At 63.1% G+C, this 23,906-nt stretch carries 21 protein-coding genes; 2 read left to right on the plus strand and 19 right to left on the minus strand.

Annotation, left to right across the window (positions count from 1 at the left end; genetic code table 11):
- Positions 1-63: 63 nt before the first annotated feature.
- Together ACTJLC_RS02005 and ACTJLC_RS02010 are read right to left on the minus strand one after the other, a co-directional pair.
- Positions 64-282 (minus strand): DUF465 domain-containing protein, encoded by a 219-nt coding sequence (locus ACTJLC_RS02005; RefSeq protein WP_073427603.1) that lies wholly within the window; start codon positions 280-282, stop codon positions 64-66.
- A gap of 128 nt (positions 283-410) precedes the next feature.
- The gene (locus tag ACTJLC_RS02010) at positions 411-1,316 is read right to left on the minus strand and encodes a hypothetical protein (protein ID WP_310129127.1); all 906 of its coding nucleotides are present in this window, start codon (positions 1,314-1,316) and stop codon (positions 411-413) included.
- Here ACTJLC_RS02010 and ACTJLC_RS02015 point away from each other — a divergent pair.
- Both ACTJLC_RS02015 and ACTJLC_RS02020 read left to right on the plus strand, forming a co-directional pair.
- A complete protein-coding gene (locus ACTJLC_RS02015; RefSeq protein ID WP_083083380.1) occupies positions 1,315-1,581 on the plus strand; it encodes a hypothetical protein in 267 nt (88 codons plus the stop codon). The genes ACTJLC_RS02010 and ACTJLC_RS02015 overlap by 2 nt on opposite strands.
- Before the next feature lie 136 nt (positions 1,582-1,717).
- Positions 1,718-4,069 (plus strand): Tex family protein, encoded by a 2,352-nt coding sequence (locus ACTJLC_RS02020; protein ID WP_440843200.1) that lies wholly within the window; start codon positions 1,718-1,720, stop codon positions 4,067-4,069.
- A 202-nt stretch (positions 4,070-4,271) separates the two neighbouring features.
- On the opposite strand, the gene ACTJLC_RS02025 is transcribed toward ACTJLC_RS02020, so the two are convergent.
- From ACTJLC_RS02025 to ndk, 17 genes are all read right to left on the minus strand, one after another.
- On the minus strand, positions 4,272-6,158 hold the full coding sequence (locus ACTJLC_RS02025; RefSeq protein WP_073427599.1) for a potassium transporter Kup: 1,887 nt from the start codon (positions 6,156-6,158) through the stop codon (positions 4,272-4,274).
- A 286-nt stretch (positions 6,159-6,444) separates the two neighbouring features.
- Positions 6,445-7,035, minus strand: a complete 591-nt coding sequence (locus tag ACTJLC_RS02030) for a phosphoribosyltransferase (protein ID WP_073427598.1) — start codon at positions 7,033-7,035, stop codon at positions 6,445-6,447.
- 3 nt (positions 7,036-7,038) lie between these two features.
- Entirely contained in the window at positions 7,039-8,385 is a 1,347-nt protein-coding gene (locus ACTJLC_RS02035) for an adenylosuccinate synthase (protein WP_073427597.1), read from the minus strand.
- A gap of 202 nt (positions 8,386-8,587) precedes the next feature.
- Positions 8,588-9,739: an ATP phosphoribosyltransferase regulatory subunit gene (locus ACTJLC_RS02040; RefSeq protein WP_073427596.1), complete on the minus strand. Its 1,152-nt coding sequence runs from the start codon at positions 9,737-9,739 to the stop codon at positions 8,588-8,590.
- A gap of 200 nt (positions 9,740-9,939) precedes the next feature.
- The gene (locus ACTJLC_RS02045) at positions 9,940-10,131 is read right to left on the minus strand and encodes a DUF2065 domain-containing protein (protein WP_007181354.1); all 192 of its coding nucleotides are present in this window, start codon (positions 10,129-10,131) and stop codon (positions 9,940-9,942) included.
- Positions 10,132-10,175: 44 nt separating this feature from the next.
- Complete coding sequence (gene hflC, locus ACTJLC_RS02050) at positions 10,176-11,078, minus strand: protease modulator HflC (RefSeq protein WP_114162225.1); 903 nt, start codon at positions 11,076-11,078, stop codon at positions 10,176-10,178.
- Positions 11,079-11,090: 12 nt separating this feature from the next.
- Entirely contained in the window at positions 11,091-12,455 is a 1,365-nt protein-coding gene (gene hflK / locus ACTJLC_RS02055; RefSeq protein ID WP_440843201.1) for an FtsH protease activity modulator HflK, read from the minus strand.
- Positions 12,456-12,504: 49 nt separating this feature from the next.
- Positions 12,505-13,728, minus strand: a complete 1,224-nt coding sequence (hflX, locus tag ACTJLC_RS02060; RefSeq protein ID WP_176035720.1) for a GTPase HflX — start codon at positions 13,726-13,728, stop codon at positions 12,505-12,507.
- A 30-nt stretch (positions 13,729-13,758) separates the two neighbouring features.
- Entirely contained in the window at positions 13,759-13,995 is a 237-nt protein-coding gene (gene hfq / locus ACTJLC_RS02065) for an RNA chaperone Hfq (RefSeq protein WP_006051315.1), read from the minus strand.
- A gap of 143 nt (positions 13,996-14,138) precedes the next feature.
- Positions 14,139-15,476: a ribosome biogenesis GTPase Der gene (gene der, locus ACTJLC_RS02070; protein ID WP_073427592.1), complete on the minus strand. Its 1,338-nt coding sequence runs from the start codon at positions 15,474-15,476 to the stop codon at positions 14,139-14,141.
- Positions 15,477-15,899: 423 nt separating this feature from the next.
- Positions 15,900-17,045 (minus strand): outer membrane protein assembly factor BamB, encoded by a 1,146-nt coding sequence (bamB, locus tag ACTJLC_RS02075; RefSeq protein ID WP_073427591.1) that lies wholly within the window; start codon positions 17,043-17,045, stop codon positions 15,900-15,902.
- A gap of 75 nt (positions 17,046-17,120) precedes the next feature.
- Entirely contained in the window at positions 17,121-17,750 is a 630-nt protein-coding gene (locus ACTJLC_RS02080; protein ID WP_073427590.1) for a YfgM family protein, read from the minus strand.
- Between the two features lie 64 nt (positions 17,751-17,814).
- Positions 17,815-19,155 (minus strand): histidine--tRNA ligase, encoded by a 1,341-nt coding sequence (gene hisS, locus ACTJLC_RS02085; protein ID WP_310129136.1) that lies wholly within the window; start codon positions 19,153-19,155, stop codon positions 17,815-17,817.
- A 20-nt stretch (positions 19,156-19,175) separates the two neighbouring features.
- Entirely contained in the window at positions 19,176-20,507 is a 1,332-nt protein-coding gene (gene ispG / locus ACTJLC_RS02090) for a flavodoxin-dependent (E)-4-hydroxy-3-methylbut-2-enyl-diphosphate synthase (RefSeq protein WP_244744333.1), read from the minus strand.
- A gap of 86 nt (positions 20,508-20,593) precedes the next feature.
- A complete protein-coding gene (locus tag ACTJLC_RS02095) occupies positions 20,594-21,703 on the minus strand; it encodes a helix-turn-helix domain-containing protein (RefSeq protein ID WP_310129138.1) in 1,110 nt (369 codons plus the stop codon).
- 215 nt (positions 21,704-21,918) lie between these two features.
- Positions 21,919-23,070, minus strand: a complete 1,152-nt coding sequence (gene rlmN, locus ACTJLC_RS02100) for a 23S rRNA (adenine(2503)-C(2))-methyltransferase RlmN (RefSeq protein WP_073427703.1) — start codon at positions 23,068-23,070, stop codon at positions 21,919-21,921.
- Positions 23,071-23,232: 162 nt separating this feature from the next.
- The gene (gene ndk, locus ACTJLC_RS02105; protein WP_006051306.1) at positions 23,233-23,658 is read right to left on the minus strand and encodes a nucleoside-diphosphate kinase; all 426 of its coding nucleotides are present in this window, start codon (positions 23,656-23,658) and stop codon (positions 23,233-23,235) included.
- Positions 23,659-23,906: the final 248 nt, after the last annotated feature.

Here is a 23,906-nt window from a genome sequence, read left to right on the forward strand (position 1 = left end):
GCAAGCGCTTCCTGCAAAGTCCGGCTCGCGCGGCGCGCGCCCGGCGCCTGCCAGGCCGCGAACTCAGGCGCGTGCGTCCGGTTCGAGCTGCAATTGCAGCAAGATGATGGTGTCCTTGACCTTAAGTTTGCGCTTTTTCAGGCGCTGCAACTCGAAGTCGTCGATGCCGGGCTCATCCGACATTCGGTCGATCAACCGATCGAGCCCACTGTGCTCCGATTCCAGTTGCAGAATGCGGTCGCGAAGTGTGTTCGCGTCGATGACGTGATGTTGATCGCGCATGCTCGCCTCCTCTCGTCTGCGGCGCGGGCCGCGTGTGCGGCCCGATGCCTGAGGTTGCTGTCCGGCTTAAAACGCGTTACGACGGCTGCGGTCCCGCTACTACCTTGCGCGAGCCCACTACAGCACGTCTACTGCTGTTGTTGCTGCTGCTTTTTTTGCTGCTCGAGTTCCTGCTGCTGTTTCAACTGTTCCTGACGCTTCTGCTCGGCTTTCTCGGCAGCCTGCTTCTGGCGTGCCTCGACGTCGGCCTTGTGCTGGACGGCATCGGCCTGCTTCTTCTCGAAGCTCTGCTGCTTCTGAGTGCGCTCCTGAGCCTTTTGCGCGCCCTGCTGACGCGCCTGCTCGAGTTTGCGCTGGAAGTCGCTCTGCTTCTGGTCGTAAGCCTTCTGATTAGCTGTGGCTTGCGACGGGCTGATGCCGCGCCGCGCCTGCTCCAGTGCATGCTGACGCTGCTTCTCCTGATACGCCTGCTCGTTGGCGCTGCGCTGCGGCGCCTCGGCGTTGCGCTGCGCCTGGTTGAGCTCGTGCTGACGCTGCTTCTCTTCATACGCCTGCGCGTTGCGCGCGTCTTGCGCCGCGCGCTCGGGCGCGCTTGCTTCGTCCTGAGCGCGCTTGAGCGCTACCCGTTCGTCGCGCTCGCGGGCGCGCAACGCGCGTTGTTCGCCGTCGAGCGCGAGTTGCTCCTTGCGAATGTCGGCCTGCACCGTGCGCATGCTGTCGCGCGCCTTGTTCAGGCAGCGGTTGACGAAGAACTTGCTGTAGCAGTTGTGTTCGGCGACGGCATAGCGGTAGTTGTTTTCCTCGGAGCGCTGATCGAGGACCCGCTGCCGCGAGTCGAATGCGCTGTGCAGCGATGCGGTGTCGGATGCCGCATCCGCGCCGACGGCGCTCGGGCCGCCTGTCGCGCCGGCTGCCTGCACGCCTGACGCGGTGGCGGCCGCTGCGGGACCACTCGCCGCCAGCGTCGCGCTGCTGCCCAGCGGCGCTGCGGATTGCGCCGCAGCGGGCGCGGACATGGCGAGCAGTGCCGCCATGACGCACGATGCGCACGACCCGGAAAACACTCCATTGGAAACGAGCCCGAATCTGGACGCGGGCCGCGACGCCGACCTCGGCGCGCTAAGCGGCGAACCTGTCAAAAGTCGCGCCATGAGCGGCTGCAAATGCGGCAACAGGAACGTCAACGGTTGTGACAAGCGAGAGACCAAGCAGGAGCCCAGGCGGTTGAATGACAAGGAGGTCGGCAACGTCGTAGAAGGTCAGCGGAACATGCCCGAAATTCTATCACCCCGCGGTTGAGCCCTCCGGCATTTATGGCAAAATGCCCCGCTCTAGCAACCAGGCCGCGGCGCGCAGCCCGACGCGCGCTCCACGCGCCCCGCCTCTGCAATCAGCGCGCGGCCTTAGACTGAGTCCGCAGGAACATCAAGACCTTATGACGGAAACCGTAGCACTCAAGATCGTACAGCGCATCGCCGCCGAACTGTCCGTCCAGCCGCGCCATGTCGCGGCCGCGGTGCAACTTCTCGACGAAGGAGCGACTGTTCCGTTCATCGCCCGCTACCGTAAGGAAGTGACCGACAATCTCGACGACACGCAGTTGCGCAATCTCGAGGAGCGCCTGCTGTATCTGCGCGAACTGGAAGACCGGCGCGCCGCGATCATCGCCAGCATCGACGAACAGGGCAAGCTCACCGACGAGCTACGCAGCGCGATCGAAGGCGCGGACAGCAAGCAGGTGCTGGAAGACCTGTACCTCCCCTACAAGCCGAAGCGTCGCACGCGCGCGCAGATCGCGCGCGAAGCCGGCCTCCAGCCGCTCGCCGACGCGTTGCTCGCCAATCCCCTGCTCGACCCGCAAACCGAAGCAGCCGCCTACGTGGACGCCGAGAAAGGCGTCGCCGACGTCAAGGCCGCGCTCGACGGCGCGCGCGACATCCTCTCGGAACAGTTCGGCGAGACCGCGGACCTGCTCGGCAAGCTGCGCGACTACCTGTTCAACCAGGGCGTGGTGTCGTCGAAAGTGGTCGAGGGCAAGGAGAACGCGGAAGAAGAGAAATTCCGCGATTACTACGATTACGCCGAGACCATCAAGACCGTGCCGTCGCATCGCGCGCTGGCGCTGTTCCGCGGCCGCAACGCGGGCGTGCTGATGGTCAAGCTGGGCCTCGGCGAGGAATTGGACGCGCAGGTGCCGCATCCGGGCGAGGCGCTGATCGCGCGCCACTTCGGCATCGCCAATCAGAACCGTCCGGCCGACAAGTGGCTCTCCGACGTGTGCCGCTGGTGCTGGCGCGTCAAGGTGCAGCCGCACCTCGAGAACGAACTGCTGACCAATCTGCGCGATGAAGCCGAGCACGAGGCGATTCGCGTGTTCGCGCGCAATCTGAAGGATTTGCTGCTGGCCGCGCCCGCTGGACCCAAGGCCGTGATCGGTCTCGATCCTGGCCTGCGTACCGGCGTGAAGGTGGCGGTGGTCGACCGCACCGGCAAGGTGCTCGCCACCGACACGATCTACCCGCACGAGCCGCGCCGCGATTGGGACGGCTCGATCGCGAAACTCGCGCGCATCTGCGCGCAGACGCAGGCCGAACTGATCAGCATCGGCAACGGCACGGCGTCGCGTGAAACGGACAAGCTCGCGAGCGAACTGATCGCGCGTCATCCGGAGTTCAAGTTGCAGAAGATCGTCGTGTCCGAAGCCGGCGCATCGGTGTACTCGGCCTCCGAACTGGCGGCGAAGGAATTCCCCGACATGGACGTGTCGCTGCGCGGCGCGGTGTCGATTGCGCGCCGTCTGCAGGATCCGCTCGCGGAACTGGTCAAGATCGAGCCGAAGGCGATCGGCGTCGGCCAGTATCAACACGACGTGAACCAGCGCGAACTGGCCCGCTCGCTCGACGCGGTGGTCGAGGATTGCGTGAACGCGGTCGGCGTGGATGCGAACACCGCCTCCGTCGCCCTGCTTGCCCGCGTGTCGGGTTTGAATGCGACGCTGGCTCGCAATATCGTCGACTATCGCGACGCGAACGGTCCGTTTCCGTCGCGCGAACATCTGCGTAAGGTGCCGCGTTTGGGCGACAAGACCTTCGAGCAAGCGGCAGGCTTCCTGCGCATCAACAACGGCGAAAATCCGCTCGATCGCTCGTCGGTGCACCCGGAAGCGTATCCGGTCGTCGAACGCATGCTCGCGAAAATCAACAAGCATGTTGGTGAAGTGCTGGGCAATCGCGAAGCGCTGCGTGGCCTGTCGCCGAGCGAATTCGTCGACGACCGCTTCGGGTTGCCGACCGTGCGCGACATTCTGCTCGAACTCGAAAAGCCGGGCCGCGACCCGCGTCCCGAGTTCAAGACCGCGACGTTCCGCGAAGGCGTCGAGAAGGTCAGCGATCTGACGCCGGGCATGGTGCTCGAAGGCGTCGTGACAAACGTGGCGGCCTTCGGCGCGTTCGTCGACGTGGGCGTGCATCAGGACGGTCTCGTGCACGTATCGGCCATGTCGACCAAGTTCATCAAGGACCCGCATGAAGTCGTCAAGGCCGGGCAGATCGTCAAGGTGAAGGTCCTCGAGGTGGACGTGAAGCGCCAGCGGATTGCACTCACCATGCGTCTCGCCGACGAGTTCGGCGCAGCCGCGGCGCCGCGCGGCGGTAGCGGTGCCCAGCAGGATCGCGGCGGCCCTGGTCGATCGGGTGGCGGCGGGCGCGGCGCGCAACAGCCGCGCTCGCGCGAGCCGGAAACGGGCGGCGCAATGGCCGCGGCTTTCGCCAAGCTCAAGCAGAAGTAAGTTCGCGCGTTCGGTGCGTGATTCGCTCATGCGCTGAATGCGTTCACGCGCTGAGCGTCATGCGTTGAGCGTTGGCGCGACAAGGCGATGAGCCGCGCCACGAACCCGACCCTCCAACAAAAAAGCCCACGCAAATGCGTGGGCTTTTTGTTGCGCGCGCCTTCGGCATAAAGGCGCTCAACATTCAGCGGCAGCGCAGCCGTCAGATCTCGATCTTCGTACCCAACTCCACCACCCGATTGGCCGGAATACTGAAGAAGTCGGTCGGCTTCGCGGCGTTCTGGTGCATCCATGCGAACACCCGTTCGCGCCATACCGACATGCCGGGCAATTGCGTCGGCACCACGGTTTCGCGCGCGAGGAAGAACGACGTGTCCATCATCTCGAAGGTCATGTCGTGCGTGCGGCCCACCTCGAGCAGCACGGCCTTCACATCCGGCGTTTCATTGAAGCCGTACGCGGCCTTCACGAGATACAGACCGCCGTCGATGTCCTTGACGGTCACACGCTCGGCGTCGTTCACGTACGGAATGTCGCGCGTGACGAACGTGAGGAAGATGGTGCGTTCGTGCAGCACCTTGTTGTGCTTCAGGTTATGCAGCAAGCTCACGGGCACGAGCGTATCGCTGCCGGTCAGATAGATTGCCGTGCCCGAAACGCGGTGCGGCGGGTGCGCGAGCAGACCTTGCAGGAACGGCATGAGAGGAATGCCGTCGGCGGCCGTGCGTTCCTTGACGATCATCCTGCCCTTGAACCAGGTCATCAGCAGGAAGAACAGCAACGCGCCGATACCGAGCGGCAGCCAGCCGCCCTCCTCGACCTTCAGCAGATTGGCGCCGAAAAAGCCTAGATCGATCACCATGAACACGCCGATGATCAACGCCACGAGGAACTTGTTCCAGTTCCACACGTTCACCATCACGACGCACGCGAGGATGGTCGTGATCACCATTGTCGCCGTCACCGCAATACCGTATGCGGCGGCAAGATTGTCCGAACTCTTGAACGCAATCACGATGCACAAGATGATGAACAGCAGCATCCAGTTCACCACCGGCACGTAGATCTGACCGATCGCCAGTTCCGACGTGTGCAGGATCTTCATCCGCGGCACGTAGCCAAGCTGGATCGCCTGGCTCGTCAACGAATAGGCGCCGGAAATCACCGCTTGCGACGCGATCACGGTCGCCACCGTGGACAGCACGACGAGCGGCAGCACGCCCCAGTCCGGTGCGAGCAAAAAGAATGGATTTTCGATGGCCTTGGGGTCATGCATCAGCAACGCACCCTGACCGAAATAGTTGAGCACCAGCGACGGCATCACGAGCGCATACCAGGCCATGCGGATCGGCTTCGCGCCGAAATGGCCCATGTCGGCGTACAGCGCCTCCGCGCCGGTCAGCACCAGCACGACGGAGCCGAGCACGACATAAGCCTGCAACACGTGCGTGGCCATGAACGTGTACGCATAGTACGGGTTCAGTGCGCGAATCACGTTCGGAGACTGCGTGATGTGCCAGATACCGAGCACCGCGAGCACCGCGAACCATACCAGCATGATCGGGCCGAACAGGCGCCCGACCATCGCCGTGCCGTGCCGCTGGATCCAGAACAGCAGCACGAGGATCACGATGGTGAGCGGCACCACCAGATGCGACAGATTAGGCGCGGCGATCTCGAGGCCCTCCACCGCCGATATCACCGAAATCGCCGGCGTGATCACCGCGTCGCCGTAGAACATGCAGGCGCCGAAGATGCCGAGCATCATCAGCAAGCCGGCCATTTTCGATTTATCTTCGAGCGAGCGTAGCGCCAGCGCCATCAGGGCGAGAACGCCGCCTTCGCCGTTGTTGTCGGCACGCATCACGAACCACACGTACTTCACGCCGACGACGATCACGATCGCCCAGAACATCAGCGATATCACGCCGAGGATCGATTGCTCGGTGAGAGGAATACCGTGTGACGGGCTGAACGCCTCTTTCAGCGCATACAGCGGGCTCGTGCCGATGTCGCCGAACACCACTCCGATCGCTGCAATCGCGAGCGAAGGCAGAGGCTGTTTGTGCACGTGATTGGTATCTGTCATAAACGTGTGGAAATCCGTTCCCTGAGCGGAAAAAACGAGCGCTATTCTAAACTGCTCGCCCGATGCCGCCCGGCTTGTTGTGGATACACCACGTGGATGGTCCGCGCAGTGTAGCACTGCGATATGGGTGCGTCTGCCGCCCGAGGCGTACGGTCCGCGGTGTGTGGCATTGCGCCGTTGGCGAGGCGCCACGCGGTGATATGCGCACGGCGCGCACAAAAAAACGGAGCCCAACCGGACTCCGTTTTCTGGGTGCGACCCGACAGGTACGACGCCGAAGTGCGCATCACGCCTCCGGCGACTCCTGCGCTTGCGCCGTGCCGCGCTTGATCCACGCGCCGAGGTTGTGCGGACGAACCGTGTCCCACTCCTCGAACGGTTGATGAATCCACGGATTGGTGGGCAGATACTGCACGTGATAGTCGGGCTTTACTTTCGAGCAGCCCTTATACCAGAGCACCGCCGAGCGCACCGAGGTGATAGCCGGGTAACGTTCCTTCAGATGCTGCTGCACGCGCGCCAGCGTCACGCCCGAGTCCACCAGGTCGTCGACCAGCAGCACGTTGCCGTGCAACTCGCCGCGCGTCATCGTGATGTATTGCGCGATGTCGAGTTCGCCCTGCTCCGTGCCGGCCGCTTCGCGGTACGAGCTGGTGGCGAGAATCGCGAGCGGCAGATCGTAGATGCGCGAGAGCTGATCGCCGACACGCAAACCGCCGCGCGCGAGGCACAGGATCTTGTCGAACTTCCAGCCCGACTCGTGCACGGCGAGCGCCAGCAGTTCGATCAGCCGGTGATACTCGTCCCAGCCGACCCACAGGTTCTTGTCGTCGTTGCGCGGATCTTTCATCGCAATCATGGGTACACCCTGCACCATGGCTTAAGCCTTGAACGGATGACGCAACAGAATGGTCTCGTCGCGATCCGGGCCGGTCGACACCATGTCGATCGGAATGCCCGCGACTTCCTGCACGCGCGAGAGGTACGCACGCGCATTGGCGGGCAGCTTGTCCCACTCCTTGATGCCGACCGTGCTTTCCTTCCAGCCCGCGAAGGTTTCGTATATCGGCTCACAGCGCGCGACTTCGGATGCGCCACGCGGCAGCAGATCGACGTGCTTGCCGTCGACCGTGTAGCCGACGCACAGCTTCACTTCGTCGACGCCGTCGAGCACGTCGAGCTTGGTCATGCACAGGCCCGACACGCCGTTGATCTGGATCGAGCGGCGCAGCGCGGCGACGTCGAGCCAGCCGGTGCGGCGCGGACGGCCGGTGACCGAACCGAATTCCTTGCCGACGGTGGCGAGTTCGAGGCCGATCGCTTCCTGACGTGCGGCGTTGTCCGCGTCGTACAGCTCGCTCGGGAACGGGCCCGAACCGACGCGCGTGCAATACGCCTTGGTGATGCCGAGAATGTAGTTGAGCTTTTGCGGACCCACGCCCGCGCCTGCGGTGGCTGCACCCGCCACGCAGTTGCTCGACGTGACGAACGGATAGGTGCCGTGGTCGATGTCGAGCAGCGTGCCTTGCGCGCCTTCGAACAGCAGGTTGTTGCCGGCCGCGTTTTCGTCGTATAGACGGCGCGACACGTCGGTGACCATCGGCTTTAGACGGTCGGCATAACCCAGCATCGTATCGAGCGTTTGCTGGAAGTCGACAGCGGCGACGCCCAGGTATTGCGTGAGTACGAAATTATGGTAGTCGAGGTTTTCACGCAGACGTTCGGCGAAAGCTTCCGGCTCGAACAGGTCCTGCACGCGTAAGCCGCGGCGCGCCACCTTGTCTTCGTAAGCCGGGCCGATGCCGCGGCCGGTGGTGCCGATCTTGCTCGCGCCACGGCGCGCTTCGCGGCCCTGGTCGATGGCAATGTGGTACGGCAGAATCAGGGTGGCGGCTTCGGAAATGAACAGGCGCTTCTGAACGTCGACGCCGGCGGCTTCGAGTTCGCCGATTTCCTTGAACAACGCTTCCGGCGACAACACGACGCCATTGCCGATGTAACACGCGACGCCGGGATGCATGATGCCCGACGGAATCAGACGCAAGATGGTTTTCTTGCCGCCGATGATGAGCGTGTGGCCGGCATTGTGACCGCCCTGGAAGCGAACGACGCCTTGAGCGTGGTCCGTCAGCCAGTCGACGATCTTGCCCTTGCCTTCATCACCCCACTGGGTCCCCACGACGACGACGTTGCGCCCGGGGTTCACATTCACTGCGCTGGCAGACATGTTGTTTCGTAAGCTGGTTAAAAACGTATTCTACCTATCTTCGCGGAACCTTCCGAATTTTTCCGTTTCCGCTCAACGGTATGCACGTCATGGGTAAGTGTGCCGAAGGCAACGCGACCCCAGGCCGCGCCGGGTCCAGTGAAGGTACGGACGCCTTCGGAAATGCGATGAAGATACCCTTTGGACAATTCGACCTGAACGCTTACGCGCGCGGCTCGACGACCCATGCGCCGTTGCGCTCGACCAGCACGCGGTCGAACGCGAATTCGTCCAGATCGTGCTCGTGGCCGGGCAGCGCCTGAATCACCACTTCGCCGGCATCGCGCAGCGCGGCGACACTCACTCGCAATGCGTCGTCGTGCTGCCACGGCGCGAGAATCGCGCTGCTACGGGCTTCGACCGGCGAGATGCGCGCGACTTCGCGCAGGTCGAGCGAAAAGCCGGTTGCCGCGCGCGCGCGGCCGTAGGCCAGGCCTACGTGGTCGTAACGGCCGCCGCGCGCCACCGCGTTCGGCACGCCGTCGACATACGCCGAGAACATCACGCCGCTGTGGTACGCGTAGCCGCGCAGATCGGCCAGGTCGATCATCACTTCAGCGCCCGTCACCTGGCTTGCGAGGAACGCGAGGTCGTCGAGCGCGCGAGCGATGGCCGGCGCGTTCGGCAAACGGGCACGAGCCTCCTCGAGCACCGAGGCGTCGCCGTACAGCGTGGGCAACGCGCGCAATGCGTCGCGTGTGACCGGCGTGAGACCGGCGGTCAATTCGACCAGACGCGGCACGTCCTTGCCTGCCAAGGCGTCGTAGAGCGACTGGCCCAGTTCGGCCGCGGCGGGTTCGGCGTCGATCAGCGCAGCGAGTACGCCGGCGTGGCACAGGTCGAGCCGAACTTTCGCGAGGCCGGCGAGCCGCAACGCGTCGAGCATCAGCTGCTGGATTTCCAGGTCCGCCTCGAGACCGGCATGACCGTAGATTTCTGCGCCGATCTGGATCTGCTCACGCGTGGCGTGCAAGCCGCGCGGACGCGTATGCGCCACATTGCCCGCGTAACACAGACGCGTCACGCCCTGACGGTTCAGCAAGTGCGCATCGATACGCGCGACCTGCGGCGTGATGTCGGCCCGCAGGCCGAGGGTGCGCCCGGAGAGCTGATCGACGAGCTTGAAGGTGCGCAGATCCAGATCGTGGCCGCCGCCGGTGAGCAGCGACTCGATGTACTCGAGCAACGGCGGCATGACCATCTCGTAGCCGTACGAGCGGAAACGATCCAGCAAATGGCGCCGCAACTCTTCGATCTTGCGGGCTTCCGACGGCAGCACGTCGGCGATATTCTCGGGAAGTAACCAAATCGACATCGATGCAGTCCTACGACGTTGAACACGGCGGATGGGTGCGCCGGTAAGTGAGTGTGAATGGCGGACGGCGGCTCGATTCTGGCGGTTATCGAGGACTTCGGAGAACCCCGGAAGAGACCCACGGGGACCAGCATCACCCTCTGCGGCCAACACGCGTCGATCACGACTGGCGCCTCGCGGCGCCGTCAGCGCGGCGTGCCTCAGGTCACGATGAACAGCAGAATCAGCCCGAGCACCATCACGATCAGTCCGCCGACGCGGATCTGATGCGGCGGCCGTTCCGCTATTTTACGGAACGTGTCACGCCAGGCGCTCGGAAAAACGAACGGAAACATTCCCTCGATAATCAGCATCAATGCGATCGCGAGCAGTAACGAGCCGGCTATATCCATGCGAATGAAAAGGCCGCGATGCGGATGCCGCGGCGTTCCGGTTATCAGGGTTTGCGCGCAGCCGCGGAAGCGTCCGGGGCCGCGGCGCCGGTCGGGCCACGCATGAAGCGGAAGAACTCGCTGCTCGGGTCGACCACGATCACGTCGCCTGGCTTGAAGGTGTTCCGGTATGCCTGCATGCTTTGATAGAACTGGTAGAACTGCGGGTCGCTGCCGTACGCGGCGGCGGCGATTTCAGCCGCCTTCGCATCGCCCTCGCCCTTGATCGTCTGCGCCTGACGGTAGCCGTCCGCAAGAATCGCCTGCTGCTTGACGATTGCATCGGCCTTGATCTGGCCGGCCTCGGCGGCGCCCTTCGTGCGTTCGTCGGCGGCAAGCTCCTGGCGCGCGGCGATCATCCGCTTGTAGACCGCGTCGGCCATCGACGCCGGGAAATCGACGCGCGTCAGCTGCACGTCGATCACCGAGACGCCGAGCGATGCCGCGGCCTTTTCCATCGCGCCGCGTGCTTCGTCGGCAACGGCCCGCTGTTTGGCCAGCGCCTCGGCGAGGGTGTATTTGGCGAAAGCATCGCCGAGCGCGCTGCGCGACACCAGCGCGAGCCGGTCCGGCAAGCTCTGCACGTCGCCCTTCGTTTCGGCGATCAGCTTCAGCGGATCGGTCACGCGGTATTTGACGACCGGATTGGCCAGCAGATCGGTTTTGTCCGACGTGACGAAGCGGTCTTCGTCCGGCGCATCGAGCGACTGGACGCGGTTATCGACCAGCGTGAGCGTTTGCAGCGGCGGCGGCAGTTTGACGTGCAGCCCCGGTCCGAGCAACGTGGGCGCGCCGTCGCCACGCGACGACAACACCGCCATATGCCGCTGATCGACAACGAACACCATCGACGAAGCGGCGAGCAGCACGATCACGACCGCAACCACGAGCGCAATAATCTTGTTCATGTGGTGCGCTCCTTATTGAACGTCGTCTTCGCGCGTACGGCTGCGGAAGGAGTCGCGTGAACGCAATGGATCGCTGCCGGCCCCGGCCTGGCTCGCCGGCGTCGCAACCGCGGCGGGCGCGGAAGCGGCGGTGGATGGTGCGGCGGCACTACCCGGCGCTGGCGGCGTGGCGGTGGCGCCCGATGCGGCTGCGGCGTCGGCAACGCGCTGACGGGTCTGCTCGACCAGCTTGTCGAGCGGCAGATACAACACGTTGTTGCCGCTCTTGCTGTCCACAAATACCTTGGTCGTATTCGAATAGATTTGCTGCATGGTTTCCAGGTACATGCGCTCGCGAATCACCGCGGGCGCTTTCGAGTACTGCGCGTAGACCTGCTTGAAGCGCTCGGCGTCGCCCTGGGCCTGGGCCACCGTCTTGTCGCTATACGCTTTCGCTTCGTCGATCTGGCGGGCCACGTCCGCCTGCGCGCGCGGCAGGAGATCCGCGGCATAAGCCTCTGCTTCGCGCTTCGCACGCTCGTTTTCCTGGCGGACTTTGGCGGCGTCGTCGAAAGCGGCCTGCACCTGATCCGGCGCCTGCACGCCTTGGATCGTCACACCGGTGACGGCGAGGCCGGACTGGTATTCATCCAGGGATCGCTGGATCGCGGCCACCAGTTGCTGGCGGATCGCTTCGCGATCCTGATAGAGAATATCGTTGGTGCTTCGCGATCCGACAATGCCGCGCACCGCCGCCTGCGCGGCCTGCATCACGCTCTGGTCCGGGTCGGCGCTGCGAAACAGATAGTCGGTTGGCTTCTTCACCTGATACTGGACGGCGAAGCGCACGTCCACGATGTCCGCGTCGTGCGTGAGCATGGACGCATCCTTCACGTTCGCGAGACGCACGACGTTGTTGCGGCCCACTTCCACCTGGCGGAACTGGCCAATATTGACGAGATCGTGCGCCTCGAACGGATACGGCAGACGCCAATGCACGCCCTGGCCCGCGGTATAGCGATATTTGCCGAACTGCATCACGACGGCGGCCTGGCCGTCCTGCACGACGAATACGCCGCTGCCCAGATAGATCGCAATCAGCACGCCGATCACGATACCGACGCCGATGCGCGCGCCACGTCCGTTGTCGGAACGGCCACCGCCCGCACCGCCGCCCTTGCGGCCGAACATGCGGCTCAAACGGCGGTTGAAATCGCGCCACATCTCGTCGAGATCGGGCGGGCCTTCACCGTCCTTGCCATTCTGCGGACGCCTGGGTTCATTGGGCCGTTGGCGCTCGCCATTGCCGTTGCCGTCGCCCCGGCCCCAGCGCGGATCGTTCAGTGAAAGCATGGCGCGCATGCGCAGCCAGATACTCCGCTCGTTGTAATCGTTCACCTGTGTTCGTTCACCAGAGTAGACAGCGGGTCAATGCAATTGGAACGGGTCAGTGCCCGAGTTCTGGGACCTTGCGGTCGTCGCGCGGTGCTGCCGACCGGTCTTCTTCCGACAGATCGACCTGGGCGTCGGGAAGATCTGGAAGAGGTTCGGCAGTAGCGATTTCGGCGATGGCTGCGCGCAATGTATCCAGACCTTGCCCCGTGCGCGCGCTCAAAAAGACGCGCGAAATATTACCATACTCGTCGCGCTCGACCGCCTCGCCACGGGCCGCCAACTCCGGCACCGAGTCGATCTTGTTGAACACCAGCACTTGCCGGATGGTGTCCGCACCGATTGCGTGCAATACCTCGTTCACCTGGTCGATCTGGTCGAGGCGCACCGCGCTCGATGCGTCGACCACGTGCAGCAGCAAGTCGGCGTGAATGGTTTCCTCGAGCGTGGCGCGGAACGCGGCCACCAGTTGGTGAGGCAATTCGCGGATGAAGCCGACCGTATCGGACACCACCACCTGTCCCGCTTCATCGCCAAGATAGACACGCCGCGACGTGGTATCCAGCGTGGCGAACAGTTGGTCGGCGGCGTACGCCTGGGCTTTGGTCAGCGCATTGAACAGCGTGGATTTGCCCGCGTTCGTGTAGCCGACCAGCGAGACCGACATGGTCTGGTTGCGCGAGCGCTGGCGGCGCTGCGTGCCGTGCTGACGGCGCAATTTTTCGAGCCGCGTCTTGAGCGCCTTGATGCGCTCGCCGATCAAGCGGCGGTCGGTTTCGAGCTGCGTCTCGCCGGGGCCGCGCAAACCAATACCGCCTTTCTGACGTTCGAGGTGAGTCCACGCGCGGATCAGCCGAGTCGACAGATACTGCAGTTGCGCGAGTTCCACCTGCAGCTTGCCTTCGTGGCTGCGGGCGCGTTGCGCAAAAATGTCGAGGATGAGACTCGTGCGATCGACCACGCGCCGGTTAAGCGCCTGCTCCAGATTGCGCTGCTGCGCAGGTGCCAGAGCGTGATTGAAAATGACGAGTTCGATGTCGTTCGCCTCACACGCGAGACGCAATTCCTCGGCCTTGCCGCTGCCGACGAACATCTTGGCGTCGGGACTGGCCCGGCGCCCGGTGAGGGTGACTAGGGGATTCGCGCCCGCGCTTTGCGCGAGCAGGCTGAGCTCTTCGAGACTGGCTTCGAAATCGATCTTACCGAAGTCGATGCCGACAAGCGCTGCATTGATCAAATTGGAGGGTATCAAAATGAGGCGGCCGGGAGTAATCGCCAACGGGCGACGCTACGCCGGCCGCGACGGGGGTTAGGACTGTTCGGAATCCGGGTGGAAGTTCACCGGACGGGCAGGCACGACAGTAGAAATTGCGTGCTTGTAGACCATCTGGGTGACCGTATTCCTGAGCAACACGACGTACTGGTCGAACGATTCGATGTTCCCTTGAAGCTTGATGCCGTTGACCAAGTAGATCGACACCGGCACATGCTCTTTACGCAGTGCGTTCAAAAACGGGTCTTGTAACAATTGCCCTTTGTTGCTCATAGCAAACTCCGTGTTTTTTTGCAGGTTGACTGAATTGACGACGAAGGAAAAAGAGATCCGCCGTCAACCGCTACACTATAGCCGATTTTCGTTTTTGCGCGAGGGACCTGGCCATGCGGCCAAAGCCAGCATGCACGCGGGTTTCAGCCTTTGTCCGCGTAAGGGTTCGTCGATGATCTGAACTCTATTCGCAATGGAGTCCCGGTCAGCTTGAAAGTTTCGCGGAAGCGGTTTTCGAGGTAGCGTTTGTACGTGTCGGTGATCGCATCGAGTGCATTGCCATGAATCACGATGATCGGCGGATTCTGTCCGCCCTGGTGCGCATAACGTAATTTCGGACGCACCGGACCGCGCCGGCGCGGCTGCTGGAATTCGACCGCGTCGATCAGCGCGCGTGTGAGCTTCGGCGTCGGCAGCTTGGCCATCGCAGCGGCGTAGGCGTCGTCGACCGAACGCATCAGCGGGCCGATTCCGGTTTTCTCCGCGGCGGAAATGAAATGGAACTTGGCGAAGTCGAGAAATTTTAGTTTGCGCTCGAGGTCCGCCTTGGTGCGGTCGCGCACATGCGGATCGAGACCGTCCCACTTGTTCACGCCCACCACCAGCGCGCGGCCCTGCTCCACCACGAAGCCGGCGATGTGCGCGTCCTGCTCCGAGATATCCTGGCGAGCGTCGAGCAACAGGATCACGACGTTGGCGTCCGAGATCGACTGCAGCGTTTTCACCACCGAAAATTTCTCGATCGCTTCAAACACCTTGCCGCGGCGACGCAAACCGGCCGTGTCGATCAGCGTGTACGGCTTGCCCTGCCGTTCGAAATCGACGTAGATCGAATCGCGCGTGGTGCCCGGCATGTCGAACGCGATCACGCGCTCCTCGCCAACCAGCGCGTTGATCAAGGTCGACTTGCCGACGTTCGGCCGGCCGACGATTGCGATCTTCACGCCGCGCGCCGCCTTCTCTTCGTCGCCCTCTTCCGGCTGGCCGGCGTAAGCGACGCCGAGCGCCTCGTTGATCATTTCCGTCACGCCGTCGCCGTGCGCGGCGGAAATCGCGCGCGGGTCGCCGAGACCGAGTTCGTAGAAGTCGGCGGCGACGGCGCTGTACTTCATCCCCTCCGCCTTGTTGACGACGAGGAAAATCGGCCGGCCGGTCTTACGCAGATAGTCGGCGATCGATTTGTCTTGCGGCGCGAGACCGTTGCGGCCGTCGACGATGAACACCACGACGTCCGATTCCTCGACCGCCTGACGCGTTTGACGCGCCATCTCGTGCAGGATGCCGTCTTTCGCGACCGGCTCGAAGCCGCCGGTATCGACGACCAGATACGGCCGATCGCCGGCGCGCCCTTCGCCGTAATGGCGATCGCGAGTGAGACCGGGCAGGTCGGCAACCAGTGCATCGCGCGTGCGCGTGAGACGGTTGAACAGCGTGGATTTCCCCACATTGGGGCGCCCAACCAGGGCAATAACGGGTTTCATCAGATGTTGTTCACGGTGAAACGCGGGATCGAAATCGACCGCCCGCGTAGCGACGCCATGCGGCCGCTACACGGCAGCGTTTGACGAAAATTATCACGAATTCGACCAGCTCCGGCTGCGCTCTCAATATGCGCACCCGGGTGGACGGGGATTTGGCTGTATGGGCAGCGCCAATCAGGCCGCCAGGTTCAGTCTTTCCTGCTCGGCGGCTCGCATGTCGGTTCGAATACGATTCTCTACCGATTGACGAAGATCGCGCCGAAGGTGGCGCCGCAAGCAGCCACCGATGGCCAGTAGGCCGTTCTCATCCGACTTGCCGGACCAGCCAGTCCGGCGGAATATTTTTTACTGACTCCGCTACACACTAAAAACGCGTGCGGCCGGCAAAGCCGGCCCGCACGCTTGACGCCGAAACCTGTGCGATCAGCGCGGACGGTAGCCGTACAGATCGCCGTCGTGCGTCTGCACCACCAGCGTTTCGCCGGCCAGTACCGGCGCGGCGGTAATTCGACTGCCGTCGGTCTTCGCACGCGCCACGAGTGTGCCGTCGTCGCGCGACAGGAAGTGCACGTAGCCCTGGTAGTCGCCCATCACCGCCGCATGGCCCAATAGGAAAGGCACGCCAAGGTCGCGGTTTTTCAGCTTGTCGTTCTTCCACAGCGGGTTGCCACTGTTGACGTCGAACGCCGACACCACCGACCAGTCGTCGGGCGCGACCACGGCGCGGTCATCCTGCGCCAGGCCGCTCGTGCTCGAGAACGCCTTTTCCCACACCGCGCGGCCCGAATTCGCGTCGAAGCAGCCGATCTGGCCTTGAAAAGTCACCGCGCAAGTTTGCGAACCGACCAGCGTGGGCGGACCGGTCACGTCATTGATACGCTCGACCTCCGTCACACCCTTCGGATACGACACCGGCGTCTGCCAGTAATTGTCGCCAGACTGCAGGTTGATCGCGGCGAAAGCGCCGCCGGGGAAGCCGGCCAGCACGGCTGCGTCGCCCGCGAAGGTCATGCCCGACGACACGCGCAGATTGAGCGGCACCGCGCGGTTGCGGTAATTCCACTTCTGTTCGCCGGTTTGCGCGTTGAACGCGACGATCTGCCCGTCGACCGTGCGCACGACGACGAGCCCATTGCCGACGAGCGGCGGCGAGATGATTTCGCCCGGCGCCTTCGCGGTCCACAATTGCTTGCCGTCCGCGCCGAGCACGTAGACATCGCCCTTGAGTCCGCCCACCGCGGTGAGCGTGCCGTCGCTGCCCACACCCGCCGAGAGATCGTCGCGCAGCTTGACGCGCCAGATGTCCTTACCGGTTTGCGCATCGATCTTCGCCACGGAGCCGTTGGCGCCCGCCGCGTACACCGCACCGCCCACCGCGACCGGCGAGAACAGGTAACGGCCCGCCTTGCCGACGCTCGTCTTCCAGACTTGCTGCACGTCGAGCACGGGTTTGAACTCGGTGAGCGGCGTCGGCTCGCGGCGCTCGTCTTTCGTGGATGAGCAAGCCGCCATGACGAGAACGGTCATCGCACAGACAACGGGCACAGCGTAACGTTTCAGCAGATTCATCGGTGGACGAAGCATTCAGGAGATTAATTAAAGGAGACCGGTTGGTCGTTGCATGCGGCGCGCTGCACGCGGCGTTCAGCCGCCCAGCGCGTCCAGCTTGAACTGAATCAACTGACGTGCCGAGCTATCGGTCTTTGACAACGAGTCGAGCGCGAGCTTGTAGGCGGCACGCGCATCGTCGCGCTTGCCTTGCGCCGCGAGCAGGTCACCGCGGCCGTTCGCCACGATGCCCTTGAAGGCGTCGGACTGCGGTTCGGCGAGCAACGCGAGACCCTGGTCGTAAGCCTTCTCGTCGAGCAGGAGCGAAGCGAGACGCAGCTTGGCGATCTGCTTGAACTCCTCGTCCTTCGCATGATCGACTACCCATTGCAGTTGCGCTTTCGCAGCCGCCTGGTCGCCCGCTGCGTACAGTGCCTTGGCGGCGCCCAGCGCGGTCATCTGCGCATACGCGGTGCGGCTGAACTTGTCTTCCATGTCGGCGGCGACGCGCGTGATCTTCGCCTTGTCGCCCGACGCCACGGCTTGCTGCACCTGGTCATACAGCACCGCTGCTTCCGCCGCCTGGCGCCGCTGCCAGAAATTCCAGCCGTTCCAGCCGGCTGCGGCAACCAGCGCCACCAGCACGATCCAGGTGGTTGCATTGCCCCACTGCGCCCACCATGCTTTCAGACCTTCAATCGATTCTTGTTCGTCGTGGTAACTCATCGCCCGGCGATTTCCTCTTTCTTGAAACGTGTGCGTGTCGAGCCAGGGCCCAACGACATCGCGATCAGTCGTCGCCGTCTTCGGCGGTTGCAACCATCGCATTGATTAGAAATTCGGTCAAGTCTTCGGCCGGCACGTTATGTTGCTCGTTTTTACCGCCGCTAGCATTGGTATCGCGCAGCGGTTTCACGCCGACCGTGCCGTTGGCGATCTCGTCTTCGCCGAGCACCACAGCGAAGGCCGCGCCGCTCGCGTCGGCACGCTTCATCTGCGATTTGAAGCTGGCCGTTTGACCGTCGGCGCTGCAATGCAGGATCACGTCCAGACCCGTATCGCGCAGACGCTCGGCGATGATGAAGGCCTGCTCGCGTGCCGCGTCGCCCTGATGGACCACGTACACGTCGCAACCTTCGTCTTCCGGCACGAGGTCTTCTTCCTTCAGCAATTCGAGAATGCGCTCGATACCCATCGCCCAGCCGCACGCGGCCGTCGCCTTGCCGCCGAGCTGTTCGATCAGCGGATCATAACGGCCGCCCGCCGCCACGGTGCCTTGTGCGCCGAGTTTGTCGGTGACCCATTCGAACACGGTCAGATTGTAATAATCGAGACCGCGCACGAGACGCGGATTGATCGTGAACGGAATGTTGTTCGCCTTCAGAATGCGCTGCAGACCTTCGAAGTGCGCGCGCGATTCCTCGCCGAGAAAATCGATCAGCTTCGGCGCGTTCCGAGCGACTTCCTGCATGGCCGGATTCTTCGTGTCCAGCACGCGCAGCGGGTTCGTATAGAGACGACGCTTCGCGTCTTCGTCCAGCACGTTCATGTGCTTTTCGAGGTACGCGATCAATTCAACGCGATGTGCGGCGCGTTCTTCGGCGAGACCCAGCGAATTGATTTCGAGCTTGATGCCCATCAGGCCGAGGTCGTCCCACAGGCGTTGGCACATCATGATGATTTCGGCGTCGGCGTCCGGACCGGCAAAGCCCAAGGCTTCCACGCCTACCTGGTGGAACTGGCGATAGCGGCCGCGCTGCGGACGCTCGTGACGGAACATCGGGCCGATGTACCACAGACGCTTCGGCCCGTCGTACAGCATGTTGTGTTCGATCGCCGCGCGTACGACCGCCGCAGTGTTCTCCGGGCGCATTGTCAGATTTTCGCCGTTCAATGCGTCGGTAAAGCTGTACATCTCTTTTTCGACGATATCGGTCACTTCACCGATACCGCGCTTGAACAACTGCGTATGCTCGATGATCGGGGTACGGATATTCTGATATCCGTACGAACGCAGCAACGATTTGACGGTCGTTTCGAAAAATTCCCACAGCCCGGCTTCCTGCGGAAGGATGTCGTTCATACCCTTCACGCCGGACAGCTTGTCGAGCTTTTTCTTCTGTTCAGTCATCTGTATTCGTTCGACGATGTTTAATTGAGTGCTTCGGCGCGACCTGCTTCCACACGACCGTAGCGGCGCTCGACGTAGTCACTCACGATTTGCTGGAATTCTTGCGCGATGTTCTCGCCGCGCAGCGTCTTGACCTTCTCGCCGTCGATGAACACCGGCGCGGCCGGATTTTCGCCCGACCCCGGCAAACTGATGCCGATGTTCGCCTGCTTCGATTCGCCCGGTCCGTTGACGATGCAGCCCATCACCGCGACGTGCATCTTTTCGACGCCAGGATATTGGTCGCGCCACACCGGCATCTGCGTGCGCAGATAAGTCTGGATTTGCGACGCCAATTCCTGGAACAGCGTGCTCGTGGTCCGGCCGCAACCGGGGCACGCGATCACCATCGGCGTGAACGAACGCAGTCCCATTGTCTGCAAAATTTCCTGGCCGACGATCACTTCGCCCGTGCGCGACGCGCCCGGTTCAGGCGTCAGCGAAATGCGGATCGTGTCGCCGATGCCTTGCTGCAGCAACACGGACAACGCCGCCGTCGACGCCACGATGCCTTTCGAACCCATGCCCGCTTCGGTCAGGCCGAGATGCAATGCGAATTCGCAACGGCGCGCGAGTTCGCGGTACACGGCGATCAGATCCTGCACGCCGCTGACCTTGCACGACAGAATGATCTTGTTGCGCGCGAGACCGAGTTCGACCGCGCGCTCGGCGGAACCGATCGCCGACTGGATCAGCGCTTCGTACATCACGCTCTGCGCTTCCCACGGCGTTGAGCGCGCGGCGTTTTCGTCCATCATCTTCGCGAGCAGGTCCTGATCGAGACTGCCCCAGTTGACGCCGATACGCACCGGCTTGTCGTACTTCACCGCCGCTTCGATCATCTGCGCGAACTGCGTATCGCGTTTCGCGCCGTGACCGACGTTGCCCGGATTGATACGGTATTTCGACAGCGACTCCGCGCACGCCGGGTAATCGCGCAGCAGCAAATGACCGTTGTAGTGAAAATCGCCGACGAGCGGCACGGACACGCCCATGCGGTCGAGCTGCTCGCGCACGGCCGGCACGGCCGCAGCTGCTTCTGGCGTGTTCACGGTGATGCGCACCAGTTCGGAACCGGCTTGCGCCAGCTCCTTGATCTGGATCGCGGTGCCGATAGCGTCAGCGGTGTCCGTATTGGTCATCGACTGGATACGCACCGGCGCATCGCCGCCGATTGTGACGAGCTGGCCGCCCCAACGGACGTCCACCGCGTGCGACTTGCGCCGCGCCGCCTGGCCGCCGAACACCGGTTCGTTCGAAACTATCTTGCTACTGGATTGGGATTGAGCTTCGGATTGCATCGAAAGACCCATTTACGCCGCATGCGCCACGCAAAAGACGTCGCGCCTGAATTGAAAAAGCGCCGCAGGCCTGTTGGCCGCGGCGTATACCGTATCTGTCAAGGCAGCGCGAAACGCGCCACATTTCCCTTGGCCGCCGCGTACTTCGACGGATCGACCGGCTGACCGTCGAGTGTCAACGACTCAAGACCCGCCTTGTTGCCGACCGTGACCTTGAAAGGGGGCACGCCCGTCACTTCCTTCCTGTCGCCCGCGCGCACGATGCCAGAGAATACTTCCTTGCCATCCTGGCCGCGCACGCTGAACCAACTGTCTTGCGTCACGCGCAGCGCGACTAGCGCAGCGCCCGCAGGCACCGCCGCTGCCATCGACGCGTTCGCGACGGCCGCGGCCGGTGCGCTTGCGCTCGGCGCAACCGCCGCTTGAGCCTGCGAAGCCACCTTTGGCGGCGCCGCTGTTGCCGTAACGGGCGGCACGGAAGACGCCGTCGTGCCGGTTGTCAGCGGCGCGGGCATCGGCGTGGCCGACGCAGCGCTCTCCGCCGCGACCTGCGTTTGCGGCGCGACTGCAGGCTCTTCCGCCGTTGCCTCCGAACCCGCCGGCTGGCCTTGCGCCACCGCGCCCGATGCACCGGTCACGCCACCGGCGGCGCCGTTCGCGCTGGCCTTCAAGCGCGCGAGCCACGCCGACGAATCGCCCCCATTGGTATGCCACATGGCGAGCGCAATCACCGCGACGACCACCGCCGCCACGCCCCACAGCCACGAGCGGCTCTTTTGCCCGCCACCGCCGAGCGATAACGACACCCGGCCGCGCGGCAAATCCTTGCCAGACGACGCCGGCATCGACAGATCCGGCGCAGGCACGCCTTTCTCGCGGCGCAAAACCTGCGTAAACGGTGTGGGATCGGCACCGAGCATCTTCGCGTAGCTGCGCACCACGCCGAGCGCGAAGGTCGTATCCGGCAGATGGCTGATGTCACCCGATTCGAGCGCGCGCAGTTTGGCGGCGGACACTTTCAGACGCGCCGATACATCTTCGATCGTCCAGCCTTTCGATTCGCGCAACTGGGTCAAGCGCGCGCCCACCGCCGCCAACGAATCCAGGCCCGGTTGCACCGCAGGCTGTGCCACCGTCCGAGCGACCGGCGCCGGATGGGCTTCGTTCATGTCTGTGTCGTGCGGCTGCGGGTGCTGCGGCTCACTCATCCCAAATCCTTTAGCGTCGATTCTTTTTCACTTGTGCGCCCGGACGGGCTAAAGCCTCTCGCCCGAATCGCAGACCGTTTATAACAAAATGTGCGGCCCCATGTGCCGCTTCCGATCGCTTCTGCAAACTTTCTTTTCAACCGTGACTGACGATCAGGACTTTCGCGCACTCGTGGAACTTTCCACTGAGCGCTGGCGCCTGCCCGCCGACACGATTACACGGCGCGAACCTCGATGACCTTTGCCGCCTTCCCGGTGCGCTCAGCAAGACGCGTGCGATCTTTCACCGCACCGGCCAACTGACCGCAGGCAGCGTCGATATCATCGCCGCGTGTCTTACGCACCGTGGTGACGACGCCCGCGTCCATCAACACTTGTGCAAACCGCTTGATCTGTTCCGGCTTCGAGCGGATGAGGCCCGACTCCGGAAACGGATTAAACGGAATCAGGTTGAATTTGCACGGCACGTCGCGCGTCACGGCCAGCAGTTCGCGCGCTTGCGCCTCGCTGTCGTTCACGCCGTCGAGCATGCAATATTCAAACGTAATGAAATCGCGCGGCGCGACTTTCAGATAGCGCTGGCAAGCCGCCATCAGTTCGCGCAGCGGATACTTCTTGTTGAGCGGCACCAGCATGTCGCGCAGCGGATCGCTAGGCGCATGCAGCGAGACTGCGAGCGCCACCGGCAGATCGGCGCCGAGACGGTCCATCATCGGCACCACGCCCGAGGTCGACAACGTGACGCGCCGACGCGACAGACCGTATGCGTTGTCGTCGAGCATCAGGCGCATGGCGGGCACCACCGCGTCGTAATTGAGCAGCGGCTCGCCCATGCCCATCATCACGACGTTCGTGACGACACGCTCGCCCTTGCCGTCGCCGCCCGTGGCCCGGCCGCCTGCCGTGCCGCGCGACGCACGCAGCGCAAATTCAGCCATGCGCAACTGGCCGATGATTTCGCCGGTGGTGAGATTGCGGGAGAACCCCTGTTTGCCGGTCGAACAGAAACGGCAATTGACCGCGCACCCCGCTTGCGACGACACGCACAGCGTACCGCGCGTTTCCTCGGGGATGAAAACGGTTTCGACCGCATTGCTGTTGCCGACGTCGATCAGCCACTTGCGTGTACCGTCGGTCGAAATATGGTCGCTGACGATGCCCGGCATCGAGATCGTGGCGCGCCCCTTGAGCTTTTCGCGCAAGGACTTCGCCAGATCGGTCATGCCGTCGAAATCGGCAGCGTTGTATTGGTGAATCCAGCGCTGCAATTGCTTGGCGCGAAACGGCTTCTCGCCCAGACTGTCGCAATAGGCGACAAGCCCTTGGGCGTCTAGGTCGAGAAGGTTGACGGTGGGACTGCTCGTCATGTCGAATCCTGCCATTTCAGTGCGAGACTGCGTTCATGCAACAAGCTGCATGAACGCAATGCCGTTCGCGCCCATTCCTGCTGCTTTTACCTTACTACTTTGCCAGGCGATTCGTGCGATTAATCCAAACCGGCTGCACGGATCGCACGGCGCAAATCTGCATCAACGCGAGTAGACGTTTACTTGCGGGAAGAAGAACGCGATCTCGACCGCAGCCGTTTCAGCGGCGTCTGAACCGTGCACCGCGTTAGCGTCGATGCTGTCGGCGAAGTCAGCACGGATCGTGCCCTTTTCCGCCTTCTTCGGGTCGGTCGCGCCCATCAGATCACGGTGCTTCAGGACGGCGTTTTCGCCTTCCAACACTTGCACGACCACCGGACCCGAGATCATGAACTCGACCAGATCCTTGAAGAACGGGCGTGCGGCGTGCACAGCGTAGAACTTCTCCGCGTCGGCGCGCGACAGGTGGACCATGCGCGAAGCCACGATCTTCAGGCCTGCGTTTTCGAAACGGCTGTAGATCTGGCCGATCACGTTCTTGGCCACTGCGTCCGGCTTGATAATCGACAGAGTGCGTTCGATCGCCATAAAAACTCCAAAAAATTAAGAGGTTACAGATTCAAATGAATCCGCTATTGTAGCATGTTCCCATGTATGATTGCGATTGAACCCTTACAGCATTGAAAGGCTGCAAGCAGGAGTTCCGGAATGCTGATAGCGTAGGCCTTGTTGGAGATTTCGAGGCCATTGAAACTCCTCGCCACCGCGCCAATCTTAGGAATGAATACCGCGCGACCGGCGGCGAAATCCGGCAGGCGCTGCACGATTCGGTACAC

The organism is Paraburkholderia sp. 22099 (genome assembly GCF_052045835.1).
Lineage (GTDB): Bacteria > Pseudomonadota > Gammaproteobacteria > Burkholderiales > Burkholderiaceae > Paraburkholderia > Paraburkholderia terricola.